Origin of the sequence: Niabella yanshanensis (genome assembly GCF_034424215.1) — a bacterium.
Lineage (GTDB): Bacteria > Bacteroidota > Bacteroidia > Chitinophagales > Chitinophagaceae > Niabella > Niabella yanshanensis.
Genome location: NZ_CP139960.1, coordinates 5370417 through 5397021, shown reverse-complemented (window position 1 = coordinate 5397021; position 26605 = coordinate 5370417). Strand labels below are relative to the sequence as shown.

At 43.2% G+C, this 26605-nt stretch carries 26 protein-coding genes; 8 read left to right on the top strand and 18 right to left on the bottom strand.

Annotated features, from left to right (window positions below; all coding sequences use genetic code 11):
• Positions 1 to 419 precede the first annotated feature (419 nt).
• From U0035_RS22255 to U0035_RS22245, 3 genes are all read right to left on the bottom strand, one after another.
• Positions 420 to 614 carry a hypothetical protein gene (locus tag U0035_RS22255; protein ID WP_114791164.1) on the bottom strand — a complete coding sequence of 65 codons (195 nt, stop codon included), beginning with the start codon at positions 612 to 614 and terminating at the stop codon, positions 420 to 422.
• Between the two features lie 219 nt (positions 615 to 833).
• Positions 834 to 1586 carry a DUF72 domain-containing protein gene (locus U0035_RS22250; protein ID WP_114791163.1) on the bottom strand — a complete coding sequence of 251 codons (753 nt, stop codon included), beginning with the start codon at positions 1584 to 1586 and terminating at the stop codon, positions 834 to 836.
• A 27-nt stretch (positions 1587 to 1613) separates the two neighbouring features.
• Complete coding sequence (locus tag U0035_RS22245; RefSeq protein ID WP_245957732.1) at positions 1614 to 2411, bottom strand: mechanosensitive ion channel family protein; 798 nt, start codon at positions 2409 to 2411, stop codon at positions 1614 to 1616.
• A gap of 440 nt (positions 2412 to 2851) precedes the next feature.
• On the opposite strand from U0035_RS22245, the gene U0035_RS22240 reads away from it, so the two are divergent.
• The 3 genes from U0035_RS22240 to U0035_RS22230 are packed head-to-tail and all read left to right on the top strand — an operon-like array spanning position 2852 to position 6498.
• On the top strand, positions 2852 to 4558 hold the full coding sequence (locus tag U0035_RS22240) for a carbamoyltransferase family protein (protein WP_114791161.1): 1707 nt from the start codon (positions 2852 to 2854) through the stop codon (positions 4556 to 4558).
• 4 nt (positions 4559 to 4562) lie between these two features.
• Positions 4563 to 5579 carry a glycosyltransferase family 2 protein gene (locus tag U0035_RS22235; protein ID WP_114791160.1) on the top strand — a complete coding sequence of 339 codons (1017 nt, stop codon included), beginning with the start codon at positions 4563 to 4565 and terminating at the stop codon, positions 5577 to 5579.
• Positions 5542 to 6498, top strand: a complete 957-nt coding sequence (locus U0035_RS22230; RefSeq protein WP_114791159.1) for a glycosyltransferase family 9 protein — start codon at positions 5542 to 5544, stop codon at positions 6496 to 6498. The genes U0035_RS22235 and U0035_RS22230 overlap by 38 nt, the downstream gene beginning before the upstream one ends.
• Here the strand turns inward: U0035_RS22230 and U0035_RS22225 are convergent.
• From U0035_RS22225 to U0035_RS22205, 5 genes are all read right to left on the bottom strand, one after another.
• Positions 6456 to 7559 (bottom strand): glycosyltransferase family 9 protein, encoded by a 1104-nt coding sequence (locus tag U0035_RS22225; protein ID WP_114791158.1) that lies wholly within the window; start codon positions 7557 to 7559, stop codon positions 6456 to 6458. The two genes, U0035_RS22230 and U0035_RS22225, sit on opposite strands and share 43 nt — an antisense overlap.
• Positions 7556 to 8101, bottom strand: coding sequence for a D-glycero-alpha-D-manno-heptose-1,7-bisphosphate 7-phosphatase (locus tag U0035_RS22220; RefSeq protein ID WP_114791157.1), 546 nt, complete (start codon positions 8099 to 8101; stop codon positions 7556 to 7558). The genes U0035_RS22225 and U0035_RS22220 overlap by 4 nt, the downstream gene beginning before the upstream one ends.
• Positions 8102 to 8118: 17 nt before the next feature.
• Entirely contained in the window at positions 8119 to 9408 is a 1290-nt protein-coding gene (locus tag U0035_RS22215) for a glycosyltransferase (protein ID WP_114791156.1), read from the bottom strand.
• 15 nt (positions 9409 to 9423) lie between these two features.
• Complete coding sequence (locus U0035_RS22210) at positions 9424 to 10461, bottom strand: glycosyltransferase family 4 protein (protein ID WP_245957748.1); 1038 nt, start codon at positions 10459 to 10461, stop codon at positions 9424 to 9426.
• Positions 10462 to 10613: 152 nt separating this feature from the next.
• Positions 10614 to 10838: a hypothetical protein gene (locus tag U0035_RS22205; RefSeq protein ID WP_114791154.1), complete on the bottom strand. Its 225-nt coding sequence runs from the start codon at positions 10836 to 10838 to the stop codon at positions 10614 to 10616.
• A 391-nt stretch (positions 10839 to 11229) separates the two neighbouring features.
• Between U0035_RS22205 and U0035_RS22200 the strand changes: the two genes are divergently transcribed.
• The gene (locus tag U0035_RS22200; protein WP_114791153.1) at positions 11230 to 13074 is read left to right on the top strand and encodes a chloride channel protein; all 1845 of its coding nucleotides are present in this window, start codon (positions 11230 to 11232) and stop codon (positions 13072 to 13074) included.
• A 29-nt stretch (positions 13075 to 13103) separates the two neighbouring features.
• Here the strand turns inward: U0035_RS22200 and U0035_RS22195 are convergent, their stop codons facing one another.
• Both U0035_RS22195 and U0035_RS22190 read right to left on the bottom strand, forming a co-directional pair.
• On the bottom strand, positions 13104 to 15251 hold the full coding sequence (locus tag U0035_RS22195; RefSeq protein WP_114791152.1) for a cation:proton antiporter: 2148 nt from the start codon (positions 15249 to 15251) through the stop codon (positions 13104 to 13106).
• Between the two features lie 17 nt (positions 15252 to 15268).
• Complete coding sequence (locus U0035_RS22190; protein WP_114791151.1) at positions 15269 to 15862, bottom strand: hypothetical protein; 594 nt, start codon at positions 15860 to 15862, stop codon at positions 15269 to 15271.
• A 520-nt stretch (positions 15863 to 16382) separates the two neighbouring features.
• Here U0035_RS22190 and U0035_RS22185 point away from each other — a divergent pair.
• Both U0035_RS22185 and U0035_RS22180 read left to right on the top strand, forming a co-directional pair.
• On the top strand, positions 16383 to 16949 hold the full coding sequence (locus U0035_RS22185; protein WP_162817877.1) for a DUF4142 domain-containing protein: 567 nt from the start codon (positions 16383 to 16385) through the stop codon (positions 16947 to 16949).
• 96 nt (positions 16950 to 17045) lie between these two features.
• On the top strand, positions 17046 to 17570 hold the full coding sequence (locus tag U0035_RS22180; protein WP_114791149.1) for a YciE/YciF ferroxidase family protein: 525 nt from the start codon (positions 17046 to 17048) through the stop codon (positions 17568 to 17570).
• Between the two features lie 105 nt (positions 17571 to 17675).
• On the opposite strand, the gene U0035_RS22175 is transcribed toward U0035_RS22180, so the two are convergent.
• Positions 17676 to 18671, bottom strand: coding sequence for an SDR family oxidoreductase (locus tag U0035_RS22175; protein ID WP_114791148.1), 996 nt, complete (start codon positions 18669 to 18671; stop codon positions 17676 to 17678).
• 100 nt (positions 18672 to 18771) lie between these two features.
• Between U0035_RS22175 and U0035_RS22170 the strand changes: the two genes are divergently transcribed.
• Entirely contained in the window at positions 18772 to 19245 is a 474-nt protein-coding gene (locus tag U0035_RS22170; protein ID WP_162817876.1) for a DUF2938 domain-containing protein, read from the top strand.
• A 61-nt stretch (positions 19246 to 19306) separates the two neighbouring features.
• Here U0035_RS22170 and U0035_RS22165 read toward each other — a convergent pair whose 3' ends face one another.
• The 5 genes from U0035_RS22165 to U0035_RS22145 form a co-directional block, all read right to left on the bottom strand.
• Positions 19307 to 20092, bottom strand: a complete 786-nt coding sequence (locus U0035_RS22165) for an SDR family NAD(P)-dependent oxidoreductase (protein WP_114791146.1) — start codon at positions 20090 to 20092, stop codon at positions 19307 to 19309.
• 97 nt (positions 20093 to 20189) lie between these two features.
• The gene (locus tag U0035_RS22160; RefSeq protein ID WP_114791145.1) at positions 20190 to 21392 is read right to left on the bottom strand and encodes an amine oxidase; all 1203 of its coding nucleotides are present in this window, start codon (positions 21390 to 21392) and stop codon (positions 20190 to 20192) included.
• Positions 21393 to 21395: 3 nt separating this feature from the next.
• Positions 21396 to 22553 carry a UDP-galactopyranose mutase gene (gene glf / locus U0035_RS22155; RefSeq protein ID WP_114791144.1) on the bottom strand — a complete coding sequence of 386 codons (1158 nt, stop codon included), beginning with the start codon at positions 22551 to 22553 and terminating at the stop codon, positions 21396 to 21398.
• A complete protein-coding gene (locus tag U0035_RS22150) occupies positions 22546 to 23670 on the bottom strand; it encodes a glycosyltransferase (RefSeq protein ID WP_114791143.1) in 1125 nt (374 codons plus the stop codon). The genes glf and U0035_RS22150 overlap by 8 nt, the downstream gene beginning before the upstream one ends.
• Positions 23671 to 23991: 321 nt before the next feature.
• Positions 23992 to 24186 (bottom strand): hypothetical protein, encoded by a 195-nt coding sequence (locus tag U0035_RS22145; RefSeq protein ID WP_114791142.1) that lies wholly within the window; start codon positions 24184 to 24186, stop codon positions 23992 to 23994.
• A 199-nt stretch (positions 24187 to 24385) separates the two neighbouring features.
• Between U0035_RS22145 and U0035_RS22140 the strand changes: the two genes are divergently transcribed.
• Positions 24386 to 25768 (top strand): sigma-54-dependent transcriptional regulator, encoded by a 1383-nt coding sequence (locus U0035_RS22140; RefSeq protein ID WP_114791141.1) that lies wholly within the window; start codon positions 24386 to 24388, stop codon positions 25766 to 25768.
• Between the two features lie 9 nt (positions 25769 to 25777).
• Here the strand turns inward: U0035_RS22140 and U0035_RS22135 are convergent, their stop codons facing one another.
• Positions 25778 to 26005, bottom strand: a complete 228-nt coding sequence (locus U0035_RS22135) for a hypothetical protein (RefSeq protein WP_114791140.1) — start codon at positions 26003 to 26005, stop codon at positions 25778 to 25780.
• A 228-nt stretch (positions 26006 to 26233) separates the two neighbouring features.
• Positions 26234 to 26605: a response regulator transcription factor gene (locus U0035_RS22130; protein WP_114791139.1), complete on the bottom strand. Its 372-nt coding sequence runs from the start codon at positions 26603 to 26605 to the stop codon at positions 26234 to 26236.

The window sequence follows — 26605 nt, the reverse complement described above, 5'->3', positions numbered from 1 at the left end:
AACTACCCAATATTTCATTGACCAGACGCTATTGCTGGAATATCGGGAGGCATTTGCATGAGATATGAACTATGTGTCACCATTTAATGCCGTACAAATGCACTTTAAAACCGTTCTATGTCATTTTCTGACCAGTATCCTCATTTCTGCCGGTAGTTGAATTCCTATAAAATACTTTCAAAAAAATAAATCACTTTTAAAGCGGGGACCCTATAAAGATCCGTTACGAAGAAATCATAATAAATTTTATAGCAATTTTTACTCCCAATTACCTGGCCGAGGCCTGACTGCTGTATATTATTTTTACTGTATCCTATCTACGAGGTGATATACGCTTCGTATTAAAAAAAACCTCATGTAGAAACACGAGGCGTATGCGAAAACTATTAAGAAAAACTAGCCAAAATGTTTGTTAATGATTATCCTTTAGGAAAAAGATTATTGTCCTCCTTCCCTTTGGAGTTATTATCGGTCAATTTCTGAAGATAGGAACTCAACTTTTCTCCGGGAAAACCAATAGTTCCCGAGTCATTGAGGCTTTTTCCTGCTACCCAATTGCGCGGCCCCAGGTCGGGCTGTACGATTCCTTTTCTGCTATCCCTGTTATTTTTCATGCTAAAATCAATATAAGCTAAAACAGCAACTTTAATGCCTTCTGTTACCTGGCAATTTATTCAATTGAAAGCAACTGATTATGAATACCTTGAAAATTCATCGGCTCATTCAGAGCCCCATAATTAGTAGAAAATATGCTACAACCCGTTGTTTTTGTGGATTCGCTTACTCTTATTAATAAATCCGGCAAGGCGCTCATCATCAGCAAAAACGATACTTTAAATTCTTTCCTTTATAAATTTTCTCAAAACCTGTGCATTATTTAAAGCATCACCCATAGTGTTATTGAAATAAATATATACAGTTTTGCCTGCATCCATCCAGTCAATCACATATTCCGCATACTCATATAACAACCCCGGATCATAACTATCCCTATAATCTCCCCGCGGTCCATGAAAGCGGAGGTAAATATGATCTGCATCAAGATTGGGTTGTGGCGATTCGCTGCCCCACTTGTCATGATAAACCATTGCTGCATTATACTGATTCAGCAGTTCATAAGTTTCATCCGTATACCAGCAGGAGCTTCTGAATTCAACCGCTACCGGCCATACACCATCATTTAATTGTTGTATACCGGAAAGCAGGGCTCCCAATTTTTTAATAAACCCACATTTAACAGACGCCGGAAACTGGACTAATAAGCATCCGGCTTTTTCTCCTGCCGGAGCAATCACTTCAAAATATTTTACCAGGTCTGCTTTGTCAAAATCAAGCTGGGGACGGTGTGTTATCTGCTTCCATAATTTAAATGTGAAACGAAATGCTTCGCCTACCGATTCGCTCCATTGGGCTATGGTGGCGGGGCGGGGCAATTTATAAAAAATGGAATTCACTTCGAGTGAATTAAAAATAGTGCTATATACACTCAACCGGCTTAATCCTTTTAATGCTTCGGGATAAGCCAACTGGTTCTTATAGGGCAGTACAATTCCACTGGTTCCTATATATAATTTTTCTGCACTCATTATTTACCGGCAACATATATTCAAAGCCTATGCCATACCAGGCAACTTAAGGCCCGAACTCTTTAGCCTTTGCAGCAACATTTCCTGAAATCTTATTTTGGTATCAACAAAACCATGTGCATCAATCCAGAGATTAAGCATCACTTTATACCCGTCTGCCTCCAGGGAGGAAATACCTACCCTGCGGGGTGGATCCTCCAGGATATTGCCTGCATCTGCGATTGCCTGGTCGATCACTGATTTCACCTGCTCATAATCGATAGCATTTCCAAACTTCATTTCTATATCCAGTCGCCTGTTACCCGAACCACTGAGATTAATGATAACTTCGTTCGACAGTTTACTGTTAGGCACTACTACCATCCGGTTATCGTAAGTAGTAATGATGGTGTAAAATATCCTGATCTCGGCAACGGTGCCTTCCTGCCCCTGTGTGAGTATATTATCGCCAACACGAAAGGGTTTTAAAAAAAGGATCAGAATTCCACTGGCAAAATTTTGCAATGTGCCTGATAACGCCAGCCCGGCTGCCACACCTAAAGAGGTGATCAATGCTGCAAAAAGTGTCATTGCAATTCCTGCTATCTGCATTACAGCCAATAATAACAATACCCTCAAAAACACGATGATCAGGCTACGCAAAAAAGGTTTCAGGGAACGATCGATCTTTTTACCCTGCATGACCCTGCCCAAATAGTTGGAGAAAACTTTGATTAGCCACAAGCCTATTAGCAAAACCAATACAGCCAGCACAATAGCGGGACCTTTACCGACGACCCATGTTGATAATTTATCTAACCATTCTTCTGTTTTTATTTCTGCCATAACCCATATTTAACATTGTAGCCCATTTATCGCTTCCCTAATGTTTATAGCGAGCTTCAACAATTATCGTTCCGGGCAGGTGTTTATACGTTAAAATATTGAAATCCTTGAGGGGGCGAGCTTTAGGCTATATTATTTGTAATGACAAGACCCCTGTAGAAACAGGGGTCGCAATCAAAACTAACTGCTTGTGTGAAAATTGACATCAAACTAAATTCAAAAACCGTTCCAATACACCCCTGCTCTTATGTAGGATATTCTTTTGAAAGAAAATACCAGCAAAACAAGGAACCGGACGAGGGTTGCCGCCGGTTCTGAAAATACTTCCACAGTAAATGAAATATTTTTCTCATTGTTATCCGATTCTGACTATCGTTCTGCAATGGCTCGTGTTGGCGGGTTATTTGATGCATGGCTGGTAACCTTTAACCCTTTAAAATATGTACACATTAGGAATTAATGCAGCATTTCACGATAGTGCTGCCTGCCTGGTAAAAGACGGGCAGCTGATAGCTGCGGCTGAGGAGGAACGTTTTACACAGGTAAAGCATGGCAAAAGACCCATCCCTTTCTCTACTTATGAGCTACCCTTTCACGCTATATTTTATTGCCTGGAAACCGCAGACATCCATATAAATGACATTGACTTCTTTTCGTACTCATTTGGTCCGTACCAGTTACTGGAACAGGCAGCTCCTATTTCACTGCCCCTGACGATGTCTTCAGATAAAGGGTCGCCCCAATCCTGGGATGCATTATTCCTGACTTATATTCTGAATGCCCGTTTCCATTTAGAGGACGGCTATCCGCATCACCTTCAACAACGTTTCAAGGGCGCCAGGATCCGGGAAAATCAATGGCGCTTTACTGATCATCACCTGGCACATGCTGCCAGCGCCTTTTTGCCGTCACCTTTCGAAGAGGCGGCTATTTTGGTAGCGGATGGCCGGGGAGAACAGGCCACTACTTCTTATAGTATAGGTAAAGGCTCCGGCATCCAACGCATTGGCCAGGTAAATCTTCCTCACTCCTTAGGTTTGCTATATGAAAAGATCACTATGCACCTGGGGTTCCAGCATTCTTCAGATGAGTACCGGGTAATGGCCCTGGCATCTTATGGAGAGCCAACATGGGCAGAAGGACTACGCCATATTATACAGGTAGGCGAAGAAGGACAGTACGCCATCGCGTTTGATGAATTGGAAAAACTATTGGGTGAGCCGAGGCAAGCGGGCTCACCTTTCACAGACGTTCATTTTAATATCGCACGTTCGCTCCAGGTAGTATTACAGGAAAAAATGCTGGAGTTATGTAACTGGCTGCAGAAAACCAGCAGACAAAAAAATCTATGCCTGGCAGGTGGCGTTGCATTAAACTGCGTGCTGAACGCCTATATCAGGGATGCGGGCATTTTTGAAAATATATGGGTACAGCCTGCGGCAGGTGATGCGGGAACGGCATTGGGCGCTGCTCTATGGACGGATGCGCAGGAACTTGATCTACCTCGTAGTTTTGAAATGACCCATGCTTATTGGGGGCCTGACTATAGTGATGAGACCATCGAAACTTTTCTCAAAGAAAATAAGATCCCCTATCGCAGGCTCACTGATATAGCGAAAGAGACCGCGGCCATCCTTGCTCAAAACCGGATCATTGGCTGGTTTCAGGGAAGAATGGAATTCGGGCCTCGTGCGTTAGGATCCAGGTCTATACTGGCATCGCCTATCGATCCGGGCATGCAAGCTAAGCTTAATGTATTAAAGGACCGCGAAGACTTCCGTCCTGTTGCCCCGGTAGTACTGGAAGATAAAGCCCGCGAATGGTTCGAAGCAGCCCATATCTCTCCCTTTATGCTTTTTACTTTTAAAGTGAAGGAAGATCAAAAGGAAAAGATACCTGCCGTTTGTCATGTCGATGGTACGGCAAGGATACAAACCGTCAACCGGCAGCAACATGCTCTTTATCATGATGTACTATATGCTTTTCATGAACAAACAGGTATTCCCATCCTGATTAACACTTCCTTTAACTCAAGAGGCAAGCCCATTGTATGTACGCCCCGTGATGCGATCGAATGTTTCTGGTCCACCCCTTTTGATGACCTGATCATCGGATCGTTCCATATTAGTAAACAATATAAACAGTAATAATATGATCTTAATATCCGTGGTGGTGCCTACCTACCAGCGCCCGGACCTGTTGAAACGATGCCTGCGTGCTTTGACAGAACAGGAACTGGATGCATCACAGTATGAGATACTGGTAATAAGCGATGGACCCTGTGTTGAGTCAAAGAGCTGTGTAAATGACACACTGTACAAAACAGTAGCTACAATCAAATATTTATGCCTGGCGGATAAAGGGGGGCCGGCAGCGGCCCGTAACCTGGGTTGGCGCAATGCAGCAGGCAACGTTGTAGCTTTTACCGACGATGACTGCGTGCCTGCTTCCAACTGGTTAACCCAGATTGTCCAGCATTTTCATAACCCCTTATGCCATGTTATATATGGCCGGGTAAAAGTTCCGACAGACCATCCGCGATTAACCGATTTTGAAAGGCAAACGGCCCGGCTTGAAGCACCTGCTTTTGTAACTGCCAATGTAGCCTGTCGTAAAACGCTGCTGGACCAGGTTGGCGGATTTGACGAGCAGTATAAAGTGGCCTGGAGAGAAGATTCGGACCTGGAGTTTGCTTTACTCAACAATGGTGAAAACCCTTATTATGCGCCCGACTGCCTGGTGTACCACCCCGTACGTACCGTGCGTTGGGGCGTCAGTATAAAAGAACAACAAAAGTCTTTGTACAACGCGCTGCTTCGTAAAAAATACCCGCTTTTTTACCGGCTTTACATTAAAGAGTCTCCTCCACTTTATTATTACCTGTCCGTAACAGGCATACTCTGCTCGCTGGCGTGTTTTGCCATAGGCGAGCCGGTAGCTGCCATCAGTTGTATGATCGTTGCATTATCAGGTATATCTTTTTTCATTTACAAGCGACTTTTTCAAAACAGTCTCAGTCCTGGTCATATAACTGAAATGGTGCTCACATCATTGTGTATACCGTTTCTTTCCTTATACTGGAACTGGTATGGCAACTACAAATTCAGGAAAATAAAACCCGTACAAAACAATGCATATCGTCATTTTCAGGGCGCTCAAATTAGGTGATCTTCTCTGCACAGTGCCTGCGTTTCGTGCTTTACGGAAGGCTTTCTCCCAGGCAAGGATCTCTTTAATGGGACTCCCCTGGTCTGCTACTTTTGTTGAAAGGTATTATTGTTACATCGACGATTTCATCCATTTTCCAGGCTATCCGGGTTTACCTGAACAGCCAGTACATATTGATGCCATCAATAGTTTCTTTTATGACATGAAAAAGAGTCACATCGACTTATTACTACAAATGCAGGGTAATGGCAGTATTGTAAATGATATGCTTGAACAATTACACCCCCGTTGCCTGGCAGGTTTCTGTGAAGCAGGAGACAAAAGATCCGGCACCCGCAATTTCCTGGAATATCCGGAAAAAATACATGAAATACAGAAACATCTTGCCCTGCTGCAACACCTGCATATACCGCACGATGGTATTCATATCGACTTCCCTTTTACTGATGCCGATGAAAAGGAACTGGAGAAACTGGATATTAACTTAGATAAGCCATATATCTGCATCCACCCCGGATCAGCTTTGATAACCCGGCAATGGCCTCCCGAACTTTTTGCACGTATTGCCGCCCATTTTATGGATAAAGGTTTTACAATATTGCTAACAGGCGGCCCTCAAGAAAAAGCACTTACCGGCACCATTAACCACGTGCTGCGCGGCCGGGCTATCGACATTGCGGGCCATACTACCCTTGGCAGCCTGGCATTAATACTACGTCATGCTTCAGGTCTGATCAGTAACTGCACCGGCGTATCGCACCTGGGTGCGGCAACGAAAACCAAAAGCGTGGTAATAAGCATGGATGGGGAACCGCACCGGTGGGGGCCTTTGGATACTTCACGGCATGCCACCATAGACTGGTTAAAGCATGACAGTTACGATAGTGTACTGGCCACAGCTTCACAGCTGATATCCTGAGGCATTAAAGAAGTGACGGCATTGACAACCTGGTTGATGGTAGCTTCAGGCCCCTCCCAATTATGGGTAGCGGCCATAAACTGAAGTAACCGGTTCCTGCTTTGCAAGGACTGTGGCACGTCGAAATACAATACCTGATGAGGCGTTTGCCAGGGTGTATGTTGCGGATTCGTTTTAGCATATACCACCACTACGGGCTTCTTTAGTGCAGAAGCAATATGCAGCGGTAATGAGTTCACCGTTATCAGCAGCCTGCACTTACTGACAAGGCTTAAAAGCTCGTCCAGGGCTAGTTGCCCGCCAATATTGTGGCAGAGAGGATGGTTGATTTCTTTCCATATGAGGCTGGTCATTTTATTCTCCTTTTCGCTTCCTGTTAAAAGAAGTGGCATCTTCCATTGGCGAATAATTTTCTTTCCTATAGCAATCCAGTTCTTCATTGTATATTGTCGCTTCAGATCGGTGGTACCGGCATGCAGCACCATAAAGGGCAGTGAGTCTTCAATACCCATCCGGTTCAGTTTGGCCGCTAGGCGAAAAACTGCCGGTTCGGGCACTTCCATACTTAATACTGTAGAAAGGGTTCGGGCACCTATTGTAGCTGCCAGTTTCAGATCCCGGTAAACCTGGTGATGAATGGTGCCAAAAGGCTCATCATCGGGCACCCAATGCGTGAGCAATTCATAAGGATTTTCCCTCGCATAAGCTAATCGCCGGGGAATACCCGCCATAAAAGCCAGAAGGGCCGACGGAAGCGCACTTTGACTGAATACCGTAAAGATAATCGCCAGATCGAATGCACCTGAACGGAGTTCTTCGATCACTGATTGCATATCACCTACCGAGCCAGGTAATTGAACCCAGGGCAGGTCTGCAATAATAGTTTGATCAATTTCGGGGATGAAGCCGGCTATCGGACTCCCCTGCCTGGATGTTAATAAAGTAATGTGTGCACCGAAATATTCTTTTAAGGCTCTTATTGCAGGTGTACTCATAAGTATATCACCCATATTATCGGGCCTGATGCAAAGGATACGCTTGATACCCGGATCCGGTTTCATATTTTATTTTTTAAGATAATATTTTCGGCTTCTTCAAATCGTTTCACTGTAAAATCGGGTAATCGCATAGGGCCGGGCAGCCACTCTGTCTCGCCTCCGTTATTTAACAGGATGGTTTGACAACCAGCACGGTTGCCTGCTTCCACGTCATCCAGTATATCACCAATCATCCATGAATGCGGTAATGAAATTTTTTGTTCGAATGCAGCCCTTAGCAGAAGGCCCGGTAAAGGCTTTCGGCAATCGCAATGAAAACTGCCGTCTGATCCCGGACGGGCATGCGCACAATAATAAATACTATCCAGCCCCGGGCTTAACAACTGATTCATATGCCGGATATAATCGGTAAAAGCTGTTTCGCTAAACAGTCCCATAGCAATTCCAGGCTGATTGCTCACCAGTATCAACCGATAACCCGCCTTCTTCATAACATTTAAAAAAGAAACAGCACCAGGTGTAAACTCCAGCAGTTGCGGATCAACATTATAAGGTACATCCCGTATTAATGTACCATCTTTATCGATAAATATTGCCGGGCTCATGTGCATGGACAATGTGATCAACTCTTAAATAAAGGAATACCTGCATATTGAACCTGCCGGTTCTGAACAGGAAAAGAAATTTCTGTAACTGCAGTGGGGCATACCATCTCGTACATCAATTGCATTTCGTGTGCAATGCGTTTCCAGGTAAACATCAATTTTACTCTTTCCAAACCATTTTTTCCCATTTGATCCAACAGATGATTGTTACGACTCAGATCTTCGAAAATTTCGGCCACTGCCTGCGGTTGTTCAGGATCAACCAATAAGCCGGTTTCCGGTTCTTTTACACTAAATTGAATTCCTCCCACCCGTGATCCTATCACCGGCGTTTCACAGGCCATAGCTTCCAACGGCGTAATACCGAAAGGCTCGTACCAGGGCGTAGACACAAATACATCTGCTGCAGAATAATAGTATTTTAACTCCATTTGTTCCTGCTGGCCAACAAAACTCACTATGTCATTTATGTGCAGATCTTCACAAAGCTTTTTAAGGCGCAGGTGCTCTGCATCGTTTGCTGCGGTGCCGCCAACAATAACCAGATGGCATTTGACCCCTTTTTTCACGGCGACGGCGGTTGCACGGATCACGTTTTCGATGCCTTTGCGGGGCACCATACGGCCCAGCTGCAGTATTACAAAATCATCGGCGGGTATATGCAAACGAGCCCGCGAAGGTTTTTTACCCGTATTGAAAAAGGTTTTTATATTCACACCGCAAGGTATAACCGTGATCTTGTCGGCCGGCGCATCATAGTGTTCCAGGAGATCCTGCCGGTCTTGCGGGCATTCGGCGACGATTGCATCAGCCTGGTTGATGGCAAGTTGTTCCATTTGGATACGTTCCGGCGGGAAGAGATCGTTATTGCCCTGGTGCAGCCTGCGTACTTTTCCCAAAGCATGGAAAGTAATAACATAGGGTATAGCCATTCTTTCTTTAATACGCATGGCGACATAGGCACTGATAAAAAAGTTGGCATGCACCACATCGTAGCGGATGCCATATATCTTCATAAAAGTAATCATGTTCTCAGCAAATGATTCCCGATAGGGCACTAACTGCTCTTTAGGAATGCATTTTTTAGGGCCGGCTTTTATGTGAATCAGGCGGATATTTTTGCTCGATTTTAGTACCTGGGGTAAAGCACTATTTTCCCAGCGGGTATAGATGTCTACGATGCAGCCCTGCATGGCTAATTCTATCGCGAGTTCTTTTACATAAATATTTTGTCCGCCGTTATCGACACTACCGGGGGCGGCGAGTGGAGAGGCATGATCGCTTATCAATGCAATACGCTTATTCATAATCTTATTTTTAAATTATTGTACAAGGTTTAGAGGTTGTTTTTGTGAAGCTAACACTTGCTCGAAAGCATGTTGCCATCTTTTTGAAAACTGTTGTATATTCCATAATTCCATAGCAGTTTCCTGTCCGGCTCTTCCCATTTTTTTGGCTTTGATGCGATCTTTTAGTAAGCCTTTCATGTTATCTATGAGTACATCAATATTGGTATGCATCCATCCGTTTACACCGTTATTGATAGCGGTTACCAATTCGGTAGTAGCCAATCCGACAACCGGAACACCTGCCATCATAGCTTCACATACCGCCAGAGCGAGGCTGGTATGCCGCACCGGGTGGAAAAAAAAGCGATACTGTGCTCTCACTTCGGGTAACCGGGGATGCAGCACTTCCCCGATGCCGTGTCCTTCATTTCCCATACCAGCCAGGTCTAGTGGAATCGTCCGGTTCACCTTGCGGAATATATCCCAGCCCAATACACGCCCCCGGTGTGGCAGGTGGTTAATAGCTACAAATCCTTTTTCATAATTGCCACTGTACGGAACTTTACCATCTGTTACACCATGGGGAATTACTGTGGTGGGCGTTTGTCCATTGTCCCACATCAGCCGGTTAAAATGGGTTACATGCACCAGAAGGATGTCCGCATCGTTCACATAATGACGTGTGGTAACAGCGGTGCCATGAGGGGTATTATGTTCAAGGTATATCTTGGGTGCATTACGCTGTTTAACTGTAAGTACTTCAAACTGATCTTTTTGATAATTTTTAAAGGATTGAAATAAGAGTACATCAAAGCAAAGATCTTTTAGTTCATCTACAGGCACTTCATGCACATTGGTTCCAAAAGGGAACGTGTTACCTCGTCCGTAGTAGCCTTCACTTCGCGCCGCATTAACCGGTATAAAAATTTCAAAAGGTCCCTGCGATAAATAATAGAGATAACTTCCGTGTACATGCCAGGTAAAAATCCTGATCTTATTCTGAGGTAGGATCATCATGGTTGAAGCGGTGTCAAATATGAAGCCATGTGCTTTTAAAGCGTATAGAAGCACTTCCTGCAAAGATTATGTGGCCGTTTTTCCAAACGCTGTGGTATCTTGTCTACAAAGCTGTTCCATGGGTTCCATCTACGTGAAGTTGAGGTAGCAGGCATGAAAAAAGGTTCTGAGAAGAACCTTAATGTTACAGATACCTGCGGAATTTATTAATCAGAGCCCTGGGTTTTAACGATCTTGTTATAAATTCCGAATAGCAAAAATGAAGTAGCCCATTGGCCGATAAATAAAGCCCGGTGATTTTGTTTAAGCATCTTAAACGCCAGTGAAGTGACCATTGCAGCAACAGAAGCCCATAAATAGGCATCAGAAGGTAACTTCGCTGTTTGATTTTCTATAGCTTCTGCTACTTTCCCTTCAGAATGATTAGACATAATGTTGAATTTTAAATGATGAATTAAATTTCCTGGCCGTGAAACATTCAACGGGAACCAATTTAATGCCACGGCAGGCAGTTGTTGATTTTACTCCAACCAGTTAAAGCTTTTCAATTCCTATCCCATCGCCACATGAAACCAGCCGCCTGCTTATGAAGCTATTAGATACGGAACCGCTTAAAAGAAAAAGAAAGAAATACTCCTAATCAGGAATAATACCAGGACCTGTAATAAGCGCTAGCAGCTACATAATGAGCACCCAGTGCCCCATCAGCGCCCGCAAATGAGTAGCAGTTTCCTGTCAACTTCTGCCTGATAAAGAAATATTCTTTTATCCTGGTGCGCTCTTTAATACCTTTGACCCATTGAAGATCAAAAACAGGAACCCGTGCGTAAAAGTTACTTAAGAAAATATCATAGCTTTTTAAAGTTTAAAAGAGACTTAACGAGATACAGTCTCCGCAAAGTAAAAAGCTACGAGGTGATTTTATTCTGGCTTAAAAGCCGTATGAACCGTACCCAGTTCCTTATTCTTTCGGGGATGCTGGTAGGATGTACTGCAGGCCTCGCAGGTGTTGCATTGAAATCACTGGTTCATTATATTCACTATCTTATCAGCCATAAAATACATTTCGAATACCAGGTACTATTTTATATCATTTTTCCATTTCTTGGCATCGTGCTCACCACGGCCATTGTACTTACTTTTTTTAAAGGTCAGGACCGGAAAGGTATTGGTGCTATTCTTTATGAAATTGCGCAAAACTCCAGCATTGTTTCGTCGGTAAAAATGTATTCGCAGGTCGTGCAAAGCGCCGTCACCGTGGGACTTGGCGGATCAGCAGGACTGGAAAGCCCGATAGCGGTTACGGGGTCAGCTATCGGCTCCAACTTTGCGCAAACCTATAAACTTAATTATAAGGAACGAACGCTGCTGCTTGCTGCGGGTGCAACAGCCGGTATTGCATCCGCTTTCAATGCCCCCATTGCGGGAATTATGTTTGCGTTTGAAATACTTTTAACGGGCGTTGTATTCTCAGATTTTGTTCCCCTGGTTGTAGCGGCCATTTGTGGCAGCCTGGTATCTAAAGTGCTTTTGCAGGAAGATGTGCTTTTTCGTTTCCATACCCGCGAACCATTTAATTACCATAATACACCTTTTTACCTGGCGCTGGGTTTGCTTACAGCGCTCTATGCCCGGTATTTTGTTGTGGTGGCGCAGAAAGTAGAGCATTTTATTGCCAGGCTTCATTTATCCAAAATGAGAAGAGCCATGTTGGGCGGAATTGTGCTATCCATACTTTGTGTGGCTTTACCACCTTTATTCGGTGAAGGATATGATTCCATCAAATCGTTTACCAACGGGCATGTTGAATTTGTCATTCACAATAGCTTCTTTAGGTATTTCGAGTTCAAGGACTGGACCGTGATTATCTTCCTGGCATTGATCTGCTTATTGAAGGCATTTGCTACGCCTATGACTATTTTTAGCGGCGGTAATGGAGGTAATTTTGCACCCTCCCTTTTTGCAGGCGGCACCCTTGGCTATCTTTTTGCGCAGGTTTGTAAACTGGTTGGCCTGAGTGATGTACCCGAAACCAACCTGGTACTAGCGGGCATGGCAGGCGTTATGAGTGGCGCCTTATACGCTCCGCTTACTGCTATCTTCCTGATTGCGGAATCCAGTTTCGGTTATGACCTCTTTATTCCACTGATGATCGTTTCGGTGATTTCATTCCTGGTAGCCAAAAGATTCTCGCCAATCTCTCCGGATCTGAAAAAACTCGCCGACGAAGGAAAAATATTTACCCGGGAGCATGATAAAAATCTCATCACCAGGTTACAGGTAGCTGATGTGATAGATGCTAACCCACAAATTATTACCATTAATGCAACAATCAACCAATTACTAAGTATGGTAAAAACAGGAAGTAAAAATGTATTTGCCATTGTTGATGATCAGCAGAAATTTACCGGAATGCTGACACTGGATGACCTGAAGCCGGTAATTTTTTCGAAAGATCCTGAGTCGTATAGTATTGCGAATATCATGAAAGAGCCGCCAGCGTTGATACATGAAGGCCAAGATATGGTAGAAGTTGTGCAGAAATTTGACCAAACGGATGCCTGGCATCTGCCGGTATTGGATCCGGACGGAAGGTTCATTGGGTTTATCTCCAAACCTACCATTCTTATCAAATACCGGAAACAGCTGCAAACCTATTCAGATTAAGGGGTTGGAGCAGCGTCACTACAATGAAATCACTTTCTGGTGAATAGTTTTTCAATCTCTTTACCCAGTCCCTGTATATCTACGGATCCATCCAGGATATGGTTATGAGCACCTGCAAAAAAATCATCCTGTACCTCTGCTTTTTTTTGCGAAGGGTAGATCAGCAAAAAGTTATTCTGCCTGAAATATTTATCCAGGTAAGAAAAGACCTTATCCATATGAGGATTGTGTGAAATACCTTCTTTACGGCTGAGTACAAATGTGAGCAGATCATTAGGAGCCACTTCCCTGCTTAAAACCAGCAGGTCTTCCCAGCGGATAAATTCAGAAAAGCTATAACTGATGGGATTTAATTCATTGAGCGTTTTAAAAACAGGTTCCAGCTCCTTTGCTGCAAAAAACTTCACGCCACCTCCGCAATTTTTTGCCAGCGTCCACAGATTTGACAACCAATAAAAAAATCCGCTTTCTTTTTCGGCATCAGGCGGTATGACCACAATATTCTTCTTGATAGTTGAAATAGGCTGCACGGGGTTATATACGTAAGTGGTGATCAGCTCGTTGGTTAATATTCCATTGATCAAATGAAAACTTTTGTCTGAGCTGTAAGGCTTTGTGCTATAGCCCATAATGAGGTCGGTGATTTTTTTTGCTTTTACTTCACCGCTAATGCCATTTATGATTGTATCATAGCGGATTACTTCTTCAATTTCAATATCGGCCGATGCGCCGGTTTGTGTAGCCAGGTGCAACATTTTCCTGGCATTTTTATCTGATTCATCCGGCGCTTCCTGTTTGTTGATAATATTCAGCGCATACATTTTATCATACGGGTTATGCCGTCTAATATTTAAAGCTAATTGAACCAATTGTTCCGTTTTGGCAAGTGTATTGACGGCTATCAGTATGTTCATCCCGTCAGCATCTGCTATATCCGGTTGATCTTTACCAGCTTCCGTTTCTGCAGCCAATTGTCTGCCTGCTTTCTGCGTAACGAATGAAGCCAGGGTACAGGTAATCAATATAACTAATATAGACCCGTTCAATACATCTTCATTTAATAACCTTATGGGTATACCATCAGGAGTTTCGGAAATAACAATATTATACCCCACCATCACGGCCGCCAGTGTGGCCGCGGCCTGCGCTACACTTAGTCCAAAAATAACACGCAGCTGACTGCGGCTCATTCTAAATGTTTTGGCGGTGGCCCATGCAGCCAGCCATTTAGCGGCGATTACGCCCAAAGTAAGCACTGCGGCTACTTTTAGAGTTCCCACGCTTTTGATAAACACGCTGAAATCGATCAGCATGCCTACGCTAATGAGGAAGAATGGTATAAATAAGGCATTGCCTACAAAATCCACGCGGTTCATTAAAGGGGATGTATGCGGTATCAGCCTGTTTAATGCCAGGCCTGCTAAAAATGCTCCGATGATTCCCTCTACTCCCGCGAGTTCAGCAAGCACAGCGCCGAAGTACACCATTACCATTACAAAAATAAACTGTGATATTTTATCGCTGACTACCTTAAAAAACCAACGGGCGATTACAGGGAATACTAATAATACGATAAGACCAAATGCCAATATCGACAAACTCAGGCGCATCCAAAACGCCGTTCCCACATCACCCTTGGTCATACCAACTATAGCAGCCAACACCAGCAGTGCTAAGGTATCGGTGATCATGGTACCTCCCACTGTTACATTTACCGATTTATCTTTGGTGATCCCCAACTTGCTGGCGATGGGATAAGCCAGTAAGGTGTGTGAAGAAATCAAACTTCCCAATAATACAGAAGTCATCCAGTCGAAATGAAGTATATAATAGCTCGAAAAAGTACCGATAATCATAGGAATACAGAAAGTATACAAACCGAATCCAATACTTTTCCATCTATTTTTTTTAAACTCTATAAGGTCTATTTCCAATCCCGCCAGGAACATAATATACAGCAGGCCGGTAGTACCCGACACCACAATACTGCTATCACGTTCTAACACACCAAAGCCGTTAGGACCAATCAATGCACCTGCAATGATTAATCCGATCAAATGCGGTATCTTCAATTTGTTTAATAAAATTGGCGCCAACAACACAATCAATATCACAATCAGGTATCTTAAGATGGGATCGGATATAGGCAAACTGAGATCAGCAATATTCAATAGCATATTGTTCAGTATCAATTTTACAGGTTAGTTTTAGAAACAGCAGAGCGCGTTACGTCTACTTTGAAAAAAGAACTGCACCCGTCAGCCTGGCGGATGACCCGCTCCCCTGAGAGTTTATTGATGTTTTCAAGACGCAGGTCTACTGTCATGGAAGACGAAAGAGAATCTGTAGCTGTAGGTGGTACAGAGAGCTGGAACCCCTCTCCCTTAAAGGTACCTACATAAACCCTGATCAGTTTTTCTCCCTGCATGGCCCGTACACTTACCGCCTCGTCCCTTTTAATAAATAACCAGGTTTCTTTACGCGTATCTCCCACTGCAAAACCGCTGCAATTGGTTTTAGTGCAGAGCATCGTTACATCCCACGCCCCTGAAAGTGAGTCGGGTAAAGGTAATGAACTGCTATCTGCCAATAACAATGATGAATCTTTTAAAACCATATTTCGTTTGAGGCTATCTTCAAATAATAGTAATTCTTTTTCCTTAAGTATTACCATTCGTTCCCGCTCTGCAACCCGTAATTCCCGTTCATCCAGTTCTTTTTTTCGTTCTTCCAGACCACAACCTGAAATACACAGGATCAATAATAGTAATGTAATATTTTTTTTCATGAATCAGGTATATTTTACAAGTTCAGAAAATGAACAGTCTTTAAAAAAACGCCTCACGGCCCGTATCTGTTAGCTATTTACAATGATGGCGTGGCTGCTAAAATAAATATATTACTATTAAAATCAATAAAACTAATAATATTTTACGCTACACTTGAAAATCTGCAGCTATCTCCTATATCAATTTTATAATGTGTATAATCAAACCTCATTAGCTGTAGAATAAACGACTATTTACTATGGGAATGATCACAGACTATATAATGATTAGCTGAGTGTTTGCGCAATGCCCGGAAATACCGGACATATGCACCCTGTAGTATCGCGGAATTATTTGCTACAATATGTACTTTTTTTTTCACGCTTTTGCCACAGCTTTTTCATTATACCAATACCGCAGATAATTCTAAATATGGTAAATAACTGAGGCCGAAGCTATTTAAAGTTTGCCTGTATGTTACCGGCACGGCGATTGAGACTATATAGCGATTGGTCGTTTTGTTCATTAAATAGCAGCATTATGAAGAAGTTCATTACCATATACTTTATACTGGCATTATGTATTGCGGCCTGTGAAAACAGACAGCAAAATAATGACCCGAAAGACCTGGCTGAAGACCAAAACGAGGCCCGGTTTAACAACACCAAAATAGAAGATGATGCTGAATTTGCTTTGAAGGCTGCAGAGGGTGGAATGATGGAAGCGGAGCTGGGCAGGCTGGCTCAGAATAAAGCAGTACATAGGGAAGTTAAAAGCTTCGGCGCTATGATGGTAGGAGATCACTCGGATACTAATAAAGAGCTGGAATCTTTAGCTCAAACCAGGAACATCAGCTTACCGGCTGCTTTAGGGGAAGACAAACAAAAGAAGTATGATGAACTTAATTCGAAAAAAGCCAACGAGTTTGACAGGGAGTACATTTCTTTTATGATCAAAGACCACAAAGAAGACATTGAGGCCTTCCGCGAACAGTCGAAAGAGAGTAAAGATGCAGAACTACGCAATTGGGCTACCTCAAAAATACCCATCCTTGAGCATCACCTGGCAGAAGCACAGCGTATCGACAGCCTGTTGAGAAGCAGGTAGAACGGGATGCCGGATATTGGAAAACTAAACTGGATAGCGGATACAGATATTTGACGGTTATTTTCAGAATCATTATTGATCTATAAAACAAATACTATGACAATTCCTAACAAATTTTCAGACATGCAAAACAGCGAATTTCACCAATTCTTTGTAGAAGAGCTAAGGGATATCTATGGCGCGGAACTATCACTGGTAAAAGCACTGCCTAAAATGCAGGAGGCAAGCACCAGCGAGGAGCTGGCGGCTGCCTTTTATAAACACGCCAGCGATACGCAGTTGCACATCGAAAACCTCGAACGAATTTTCGATCTCCTGGATGAGGAATCAGACAGTAAAAAATGTAAGGCTATGGAAGGTCTGATCCAAGAAGCAGAGGAAATCATCAGCGATACTGAAAAAAATAGTTATACCCGTGATGCTGCGTTGATATTGGCTGCTCAAAAGGTTGAACATTATGAAATAGCTACCTATGGTACTTTAAAAACTTTCGCAAGAAACATGGGACATACTGAGGTTGCCGAATTATTAGAACGTACATTAGTGAATGAAAAAACGACAGATGAAACTTTAACCGAAATAGCAGAAGATTTTGTAAACTCACAGGCAGCTACCGAATAAGCAGCCTTTAAATACTACCTCTCCACACTAAGCCCCGGCTGTGCCGGGGAAGTGTGTATTATAAGGAATAAACCGGATATACAGGTCCCGGCAGACTGTACGCTATTATTTGACTCGTCGGCTACGTGAAGCCAGCCAGATGCTCATTGCAGTAATACCTAAGACCGTCACCACCATACGCTTCGGCAAAGGTAACGAAGTCGACAACAGGGTTTTCCCATAAATACCGTTATAACCCTTGGAAGGATATAATACAATGCCATCGGTATGTTCCGTTTTATTAGCCCACTTCATCGCCCCCCGCATAGCGAAAGAAGATACAGTACGGATTACGGCGGGACAAACCTGGTACAATCTTTTAAACAGTAATCCAAACCAGTCGGGATAAGCAGCAGCTACCGGGTGTTTGGCCATTTGTACCATTGCATAGGCCAACCGGCGTGGATTGAAAGCGGGGGGCGGTGTGCTTAACCGTATACCGGAGTAATTAGCAGCATGACCAATACCAGCCGAACGCTGAAAGCCCGGATATAATGCACAAATATGAATATGCGGCTCATTGGCCACTTCAGCCTGCAAACCTTCTACCAATCCCCTTATGCCATACTTCGATGCGGTGTAAGCAGTACCGTAGGGCGCCGGCATCCATCCGCCAATAGAGATATTGTTGATGAGTACACCCTCACCCTGCTGCTTAAACACCGGCAATATGGCCCGGGCTCCGTACACATAGCCCAGGAGATTCGTTTTGATTACCTGACCGATCACTTCAACCGGCGTTTCTTCAAATTTTCCAAAAGATAAGACCCCGGCATTATTGACCCAGCATTTGATATACCCGTTTATGGATAAAGCCTCCTTCACCAACTGCTGTACCTGTTTGGCATCCGACATATCAGTTGCAACCACCTTCACCATCACGCCACTTTTCCTGCACATTGACGCAGTTTCCTCCAAACCCTGAAGGCCGCGTGCGGCCAATACCAGATCGGCACCTTCACGGGCGAAAGCGATAGCGGTAGCTTTACCTATTCCACTCGATGCACCGGTAATTACAACCGTTTGATTCCTTAGTGTAGCATCTTTTATTTTATTTTTCATAATAAGCAGGTTTCAAAATTCAGACCACAATAAATGCTGTGTAAAATATAGCCATGCGTTGTATTGGCATTCATTTTGACCTGATACTAACATGTTAATTTTGATAGCCCTCATCATTGGCCTGCTCAGCACTTTTGTTATGACTGTATTTGTACAGCTAATAGGATACCGGCAACGGAAATCCATCCCCTGGCTGCTGGGTACTTTTATTAACACCCGGCTTAAGCCTGCTGCAGCAGCCAGTCAAACCCAGGTACTGGCCTGGGGAAATATTACACATTACCTGATTGGTGTAGGCTTCGTAGCACTATACCTCTTACTATGGCAACAAGGCTGGCTGGCACATAGTTACACAACAGTACTTGTATTCGGAACTATAGCCGGCTTGATAGCAGTTACTGTATGGTTCCTGACATTAAGCAATCATCCACTCAGGACCTTCATCTCGTACCCTACTTTTCTATCTACCGTTTTTGTAGCCCACCTTGTATTTGCATTTAGTATGGCCGGCCTCATGGATCTGTGCATGATTTTCTTTCTAAGCACCGAACATTTTTCCTGGATGTACAATTAACTCTATATATAAAAAAGTCCAGGAACATTATTCCTGAACTTTAAACATACCTGAAAATCGCCTACCGATCTACAGGTTCCTGCGTGTCTTTCATGTTATCTGCTGCAGCACTGTCGGGCATGATATTACTCATTGCTACATTCATTTTGTTTTTAAAGCCAGATATCACCTGGTCCTTTCCTTCCATTAACGCACTATATCCATCTTTTGCAACCTCTTCAGGGTCGGCCAGCTTATCCTTGTCCTCAACGGCTTTTGAATCATTCATTCCCGCTTTATTAAAGAAATCTGTGTCTGTGGCACCAGGTAACAACGCTGTTACTATTATACCCTGGTCTTTTACTTCGCTTCTTAAAGCCTGGGTAAAGGATTGAACAAAGGCCTTGGTTCCATGATAAACGGCCTGCCAGGGCCCCGGGGTTTTACCGGCAATAGATGACAGGTTCAATATTTTCCCGTTCCCTTTCTGCAACATATCTCTCAGGAAAAATTTGGTAAGCACTATCAGTGAACATATATTTAATTGAATAATGGCCAGTTCTCTCCCGATCTCGGTATCTTCAAATAAACCATATTGGCCCTGCCCGGCATTATTCACCAATATATCTACCTGCAACCCCTGCTTTATCACTTCGTTATATAGCTCATGAGCGGCATCCTTGTTGAATAGGTCCTTAACTATCGTAATAATATCGACGCCATAAAACGAAAGGGCAGCCGATGCTTCTTCCAGTTCGGAAGGATCTCTCGCTACCAGGATCAGGTTATAGCCGTTTTGCGCAAATTGTCTGGCGAGGGAAAGGCCAATCCCCTGCGATCCACCGGTAATTAATGTGTAGCTGTTCATAGTGTACAATTAAAGGTTTTTATTTTGTTTAGAGTTGAGAAGGCGGTCATCCATGAATACTATTCAAAAACGAGACCATAGTATCTGTATTCAAATTTCATTGGAAGCCGGCAGGGAGACACCAATTTTTAACATTCAAGGTTTGTTTAGCATTCGTCAACAATGCGATCTGCTGCTGGCATTCCTTGATAGCCGCCGCATAAGGCTCATACAAAACGCGGTCCAGCTGATCACTCGTTTCGTCTATATCCCATATCCCCGACCGGTGCCATATACCCGGATAATCCCAATCGGGACGGTCTATAACCGGATAGATACAGATGCCCCAAAGAGGAATACCAGCTGCCAGTATCCTGACACATTCGGCAGTAATGTGTTTGATCCATAACGGACGATCTTCCAGCGGGTGACTGGTTTCTGTAATAACTACCGGCCTTTTATATCTTTCGTAAACATCGCTGACCTGTTCACTTAAGCAGCGGTAACCCGGCTCTTCCCCATGCCTTTTCCAATCCAGCCTGCGATGGAGCGGATACGACCACTGGCTATTATAATAATAGTCCAGACCTATAATATCCAAATATTCAGGCCGGCCGCCCAACTCGGGGCATATCAACCCGCAAAGCATATCAAGCGTCTGAAACTGGAATCCATTCATCATCTCCACCACACTCAACGCTTCCGTATCCGTTTCGTCTGCAGCAATGTTCACCAATGGCTCTACAGTCATGATCAATACCTGTGGATCCATTTCCTTCATTGCTTTTACACCTTCAATAAAAGCCCGCATCAGGTGGTATTTTACATCCCAGCCCTTACCTGAACAATAAGGAGTTGTACCGGCAACTTCTCCGCCCAACCAGGCAATAAAGTTCACTTCATTGATAGGTGTCATAATCAGTGGCCCTTGTGGTTGAATACTGCGATACACCGTTACGAAAGAACGGCATAGCGCCACAAACCGCATAGTAAGATGTGGATGAAACGGTGTAAGATCAGATGGGAAACCAAAGTGACAGAGATCAAACAATATTTGCTTACCGCTTTTAACAGCGGCTTGTATAATCATGCTCACCGCCTGCCAGTCGTAAATACCTGGTGAAGATTCCACTGTACTCCAGCGGATGCCTTCCCTTACCGACCTCATTTCAAAATCATCCAGGAGCCGGTAATCTTCTTCCAGTTTGTCAAGATGTCCCGTGAGGTACAATAAGTCTACCCTGTCCCCATGGCGGTTGATCATATCGCAAGATTCGTATCCTGCCATCCAGAAACTGACAAATGGATTATTATCAACCATTGGCTAATGATTATGTCCGTTAACGGTATGGTTGAGGCGGCCATTCGTTACACCTTCCAAAGGCAACCTGTCAGATGATGCAATTTTTTTAAACAATGCCAGCGACTGCGCTATCACCTGGTCCATATTATAATATTTATAAGTACCCAGCCTGCCGGTAAAATACACATTGGGAAAAGACAGCGCCAGATCCCTGTACCTGTTATATAAACTTTGATTTTCTTTTTTAGGGATAGGATAGTACGGATCTCCCTTATCTGTAGGATATTCGTAGACCACCGTTGTTTTAGGATGTATCTGTCCCGTTAATTTTTTAAACTCAGTGATACGCGTGTACAACTGCGTTAAAGGATAGTTGACCGTTCCACAAGCCTGGAAGTTTTCGGTTTCCAAAGTTTCGAAAGCAAAATCAATAGACCGGTAAGGCAGCTTGCCATAACAATAGTCAAAGAAGTAATCGATGGGACCAGTAAAAATGGTGGCTTTATGGGGGATACTGTTTTTGATATCCTTAAAATCTGCATTCAACATGATCTGGATATTAGGATGAGACAGCATGTTATTAAACATGGCGGTATATCCGTGCAAGGGCATCGATTGATAAGTATCGGTAAAATAACGGTTATCCCGGTTATTGCGGGCAGGCACTCTTGCAGTCACGGAAGGATCCAGCTCAGAAGGATCCATATCCCATTGCTTCTTTGTATAAGTTTTAAAAAACTTCTCATACAGGTCTTTCCCTACGCTATTTACCACTACGTCTTCTGCAGTAGCCACCGGACTTATATTCTCCGACCGGCTTTTTAAATAATCGGTTACAGATGAAGTATCGAGGTCCAGGTTATAAAGGGCATTAATCGTATTCAGGTTAATGGGGATGGGTACCAGTTGCCCGTCTACACTGGCGAGTACATGATGCTCATAAGGCCGCCATTGCGTAAAACGACTGAGGTACATAAATATCTCTTTTGAATTGGTATGAAAGATATGGGGGCCGTATTTATGCACCAGTATACCATGCTCGTTATAGTAATCATAGGCATTTCCCGCTATATGATTGCGGCGGTCAATAATTAATACTTTCTTATTTAGCTGCGAAGCTAATCGCTCTGCCAGTACGCTGCCTGCAAAGCCACATCCAACAATAAGGTAATCAAACATACGATAAGGTTTTATTTTGTTTCATAGATTGAATAATAAGATGGTGCATTTCATTCCAGGTACTGTCCCACGACATTGTATCCAGGTAGGCATCAATCCGCTGCCACTTGTGCATATCTTTAGTAGCAAGCTCCTCCTCCCCGTAGGCTATGAATGATGCCACATCATACACAATTTTTACAAATCCCAATGTTCCATACGGATCTATTACATCGCGTATAGGTGTGGCAATAACCGGCTTTCCTGCCGCCAGGTATTCGGGTGTTTTGGTGGGGCTGATAAAGCGGGTGGATTCATTAACAGCAAAAGGCAATATCGCCACATCCCAACTACTGATATAAGCAGGTAACTCTTCATATTTTTTCGGGCCCAGGTAATGAATATTGTTCCTCCTGGGTAATGTAGCCTCATCGATCTTAACCACCGGGCCAATTAATATAAATTGCCACTCGGTTTTTTGTGCAGCTACCGCATCGATCAGATCTATATCGAAACGTTCATCAATTACACCAAAAAATCCAAAACGTGGAAACGGAATATGATGCTGGTCATCGGTATCTGATTGTAGCAAGCGTGCCTTATTGAAATGACTTTTATCTATACTGCTAGGGAAACAATGAACCGGAGCCGATGATTGCGCCCGCTTATGCTCATATAAACTACGGCCACCGGTAAAAACAAGTGTTGCCTTTGATAACAATTCTTTCTCCAGTTCAAGTAAGGCAGGAGGCGCAAACTTAAAAGCCGACAGTTCGTCCATACAATCGTACACCGTTAGCATTGGATCCAGGTGCCTGGTGAAAGGCAATGCCATCGGTGTATAATACCAGATTATATATTTCCTAACAGCGAGGTCCTGAAATATTTGTTGAAGAATTTTCGTCATCACCGCGTCTGTATCACTATCGTGTGCATGGTTCATTTCGGGTGTAATCACCAAAACACCTGACTGGTCGTAGCAAATTGAGTAGCCATTGTCGCCATTTTTAAAGACCGGCTCTTCGATATAAATGGTACGATACATTTGAGCAAACCTGCTGATCAGGTGCTGTGGCCGCTGGTATACAAAATACCATCGCAGGTGAGAGAACACAATTAAATCTATCTTTTGATTCATAAAGGGGGGTGTCGGATGATGGTCATCCGATTTAGTTAATAAAATTGAATAAGGAAGAGGGAATGTATCAATAGCATCCACTGCTATGGTAACGTCAATTCCTATGCCTTAAGCGCCTATCAGCGGGCATGTAGTTAACTAACTGTAAATAAATCAAATGAGAATTCGAATTATCAGCTACAGGCATTTAGGATATATGGGGCTGTGCACGACCTTCTACATCAGCGAAAATATTTCCTCATACCGCGCCCACCCGTCTACTAACAGGATTTTGTTTAGCATCCTGTCATAGGAAGTTATTCGTCCGGAAGAAGGGGTTAGCTAGTCTTCCATAAAATTACCTAACATGGTCTTGATCTGTGTGTAGTTTTTCCTGATCTCAGCAGTATATTTTTGCCTGTCTTCACTGCTTATTTCGTCCTCTTCCAGTAAAGCAGTAGCAATTGCTATATTATTCAGGCAATTTTTTACGTCATGAAATAAAGTCACCAGTAAGGGGTCTGTCCTGTAAGCCATGTTTAGATTTGTCCGTAAAAATACTAAGAATATGATGCCAACAAAAAAGAGTTACATTTATGGTAAATTATCTACAACTTGTGCATAAAATTCCACATTTATACATTTTAAACAGCTTTAATAAAACTTTGCTTGTTAAAGCCGTTTTTTTTGACTTATTTACAGTCCCTTACTCTAATGTTGTACCAAACCGCCCGGAATGAAAAGAATACTCATCATAGACGATGACCCGTCGACGTGTAACTTACTCGCCTCTTTTTTGAAGAAACATCACTATCTTACCGACACCAGTTTGTCAGGAAAAGAAGCGCTTAACCTGATACAGGAAAAAAAATTTGATCTGATCTTTTGCGATTATATCCTGACAGATATACGTGGTAAAGAAATGTTTGAAAAGATCAAGCGTATACAACCTAAAACCTCTGTTATATTTATAACAGGCCATGCCAGCGTGCAGATAGCCGTTGACCTGATGAAGGCAGGCGCTTTTTACTACCTGGAAAAGCCTTTATTTCCGGAGAAAATACTGGAATTGATGCAATATGCTTTTGAGTCGAACGAAGCACCTGAAACAGCCTCCGGGAACGCTTCACAGGCTGATGGTGATTCTTATGTAAAGGGAGTCAGCTCTGCATCAGAAATGCTATATAGCAATGTAAGTTTGATAGCGCCCACGAATTATAGTGTAATCATTTGCGGTGAAACCGGTACAGGTAAAGAACGGCTGGCAAGGCAAATACACCTGGAAAGTAAAAAAGCGCATGGCCCTTTTGTAGCGGTAGATTGCGGCAGCCTGTCAAAAGAGCTTGCTGCCAGTGAACTATTCGGCCATGAAAAAGGCGCGTTTACCGGCGCAATACAAAACAAAACCGGCGCATTTGAAATGGCTGACGGAGGCACTTTATTCCTTGATGAAATCGGCAACCTGTCTTATGATGTACAGGCTATGTTATTAAGAGCCATACAGGAAAAACATATCCGCAAGGTAGGTGGCAGTAATGAAAAACCGGTCAACACCCGCATTATTGTAGCATCCAATAAAAACCTGTATGACCTTGTAAGGGAGCAACGTTTCCGCGAAGATCTTTTTCACCGCCTGAATGAGTTTACAATAGTAATACCGCCATTGAAAGAGCGGAAAGATGATTTGGGACTTTTCGTGGAGTCTTTTATTGCTATGGCAGAAAAAGATCTTGATAAAAAGATACTCCGCCCCACACCTTCCTGTATTGAAATGCTGGGCAACTATTCATGGCCCGGCAACGTTAGAGAGCTTAAAAATTTTATCAAACGCATTTGTCTGCTTACACCGGCAGGTCATGCTATATCTGAACTCCTTGTCGAGCGGGAGTTGAATCAACTTGCGATGTCGGCACAGGTGGAAAAGGCAGAGGTTCCCGAATCGGATATTGTTACCGATCATGATTTGAAGAATGCTTCACAAAAAGCGGAATACCGCAAGATCATGGAAGTGCTGAAGCGCGTGCAGTACAATAAAACTAAGGCAGCAGCGCTACTTAATATAGATCGTAAAACACTTTACAATAAATTGAACCTGGAAAAGAAATCCGGTCAGTCTTAACATAGTATTTTAGTTCCTGAAGGAAACAGGCTTGTTTTCTTCAGTGGACTTCTTATCAGTAATTACAAAAGTTCGCGCACCATCAATCATTTCCTCATGCCACTCCCACTCGTCCAGGTTAACTGGCAGATGCATAGTAGCCAGGTAATGAATACTATTAGCAGTGAAGCAAACTTTTTGTACCGGTGGTTTTGCATTTTCATTGTCAATATCTGTATTAGAAAGGAATCTCTTCATAAAGGTTTTGTTTAAATTAATGCAGAATGAGCGGCCGCGGAATTTTAAACAATTTTAACGGTAGCCTGATCCTCCGATTATCCTTTCTTAACAAAATACATGCCTTTCAGCCATATGTAAAATGTTCAAAGGCAAACCACTATATAGCACTTCAATAAAAAGGATATATTCAAAAACAGGCTATTGAATACGAATTTTATTCTACATTATGTAGAATAATAACCACAATTAAAGTGGTTGTTTGACCCGGGCTGTTAGGTCTGCTACCAACATGAGCAGTTCTTTTATTTCGAAAGGTTTTTCCATAACGGCATCAGCACCCGCGTTCGATGCAAGAGTTTTTATTTGCGGATTGGCGGATAACATAAGAACAGGGATAGCACTGGTACGAGGGTTAGCTTTCAACCTGCGACAGAGTTCGAGCCCATCCATGTCAGGCAACTGCTTATCCAATATAAAAATATCCGGCTCATGGTTCAATTGAGCCAGCAAATTTTCTGCTGACCCATATAGCGAAACCGAATAACCGGCCTTTTCAAAAATAAACCGGGCTACTTCAAGAATCCCCAGATCATCCTCTACAAATACAATCTTTTTCAT

Bases quoted from the DNA above. Each gene is read 5' to 3' on its own strand.
- U0035_RS22255 (WP_114791164.1), bottom strand. From the start codon at position 614: ATGAAAAATAACAGGGATAGCAGAAAAGGAATCGTACAGCCCGACCTG.
- U0035_RS22250 (WP_114791163.1), bottom strand. From the start codon at position 1,586: ATGAGTGCAGAAAAATTATATATAGGAACCAGTGGAATTGTACTGCCC.
- U0035_RS22245 (WP_245957732.1), bottom strand. From the start codon at position 2,411: ATGGCAGAAATAAAAACAGAAGAATGGTTAGATAAATTATCAACATGG.
- U0035_RS22240 (WP_114791161.1), top strand. From the start codon at position 2,852: ATGTACACATTAGGAATTAATGCAGCATTTCACGATAGTGCTGCCTGC.
- U0035_RS22235 (WP_114791160.1), top strand. From the start codon at position 4,563: ATGATCTTAATATCCGTGGTGGTGCCTACCTACCAGCGCCCGGACCTG.
- U0035_RS22230 (WP_114791159.1), top strand. From the start codon at position 5,542: ATGCATATCGTCATTTTCAGGGCGCTCAAATTAGGTGATCTTCTCTGC.
- U0035_RS22225 (WP_114791158.1), bottom strand. From the start codon at position 7,559: ATGAAACCGGATCCGGGTATCAAGCGTATCCTTTGCATCAGGCCCGAT.
- U0035_RS22220 (WP_114791157.1), bottom strand. From the start codon at position 8,101: ATGAGCCCGGCAATATTTATCGATAAAGATGGTACATTAATACGGGAT.
- U0035_RS22215 (WP_114791156.1), bottom strand. From the start codon at position 9,408: ATGAATAAGCGTATTGCATTGATAAGCGATCATGCCTCTCCACTCGCC.
- U0035_RS22205 (WP_114791154.1), bottom strand. From the start codon at position 10,838: ATGTCTAATCATTCTGAAGGGAAAGTAGCAGAAGCTATAGAAAATCAA.
- U0035_RS22195 (WP_114791152.1), bottom strand. From the start codon at position 15,251: ATGCTATTGAATATTGCTGATCTCAGTTTGCCTATATCCGATCCCATC.
- U0035_RS22190 (WP_114791151.1), bottom strand. From the start codon at position 15,862: ATGAAAAAAAATATTACATTACTATTATTGATCCTGTGTATTTCAGGT.
- U0035_RS22185 (WP_162817877.1), top strand. From the start codon at position 16,383: ATGAAGAAGTTCATTACCATATACTTTATACTGGCATTATGTATTGCG.
- U0035_RS22180 (WP_114791149.1), top strand. From the start codon at position 17,046: ATGACAATTCCTAACAAATTTTCAGACATGCAAAACAGCGAATTTCAC.
- U0035_RS22175 (WP_114791148.1), bottom strand. From the start codon at position 18,671: ATGAAAAATAAAATAAAAGATGCTACACTAAGGAATCAAACGGTTGTA.
- U0035_RS22165 (WP_114791146.1), bottom strand. From the start codon at position 20,092: ATGAACAGCTACACATTAATTACCGGTGGATCGCAGGGGATTGGCCTT.
- U0035_RS22160 (WP_114791145.1), bottom strand. From the start codon at position 21,392: ATGGTTGATAATAATCCATTTGTCAGTTTCTGGATGGCAGGATACGAA.
- glf (WP_114791144.1), bottom strand. From the start codon at position 22,553: ATGTTTGATTACCTTATTGTTGGATGTGGCTTTGCAGGCAGCGTACTG.
- U0035_RS22150 (WP_114791143.1), bottom strand. From the start codon at position 23,670: ATGAATCAAAAGATAGATTTAATTGTGTTCTCTCACCTGCGATGGTAT.
- U0035_RS22145 (WP_114791142.1), bottom strand. From the start codon at position 24,186: ATGGCTTACAGGACAGACCCCTTACTGGTGACTTTATTTCATGACGTA.
- U0035_RS22140 (WP_114791141.1), top strand. From the start codon at position 24,386: ATGAAAAGAATACTCATCATAGACGATGACCCGTCGACGTGTAACTTA.
- U0035_RS22135 (WP_114791140.1), bottom strand. From the start codon at position 26,005: ATGAAGAGATTCCTTTCTAATACAGATATTGACAATGAAAATGCAAAA.
- U0035_RS22130 (WP_114791139.1), bottom strand. From the start codon at position 26,605: ATGAAAAAGATTGTATTTGTAGAGGATGATCTGGGGATTCTTGAAGTA.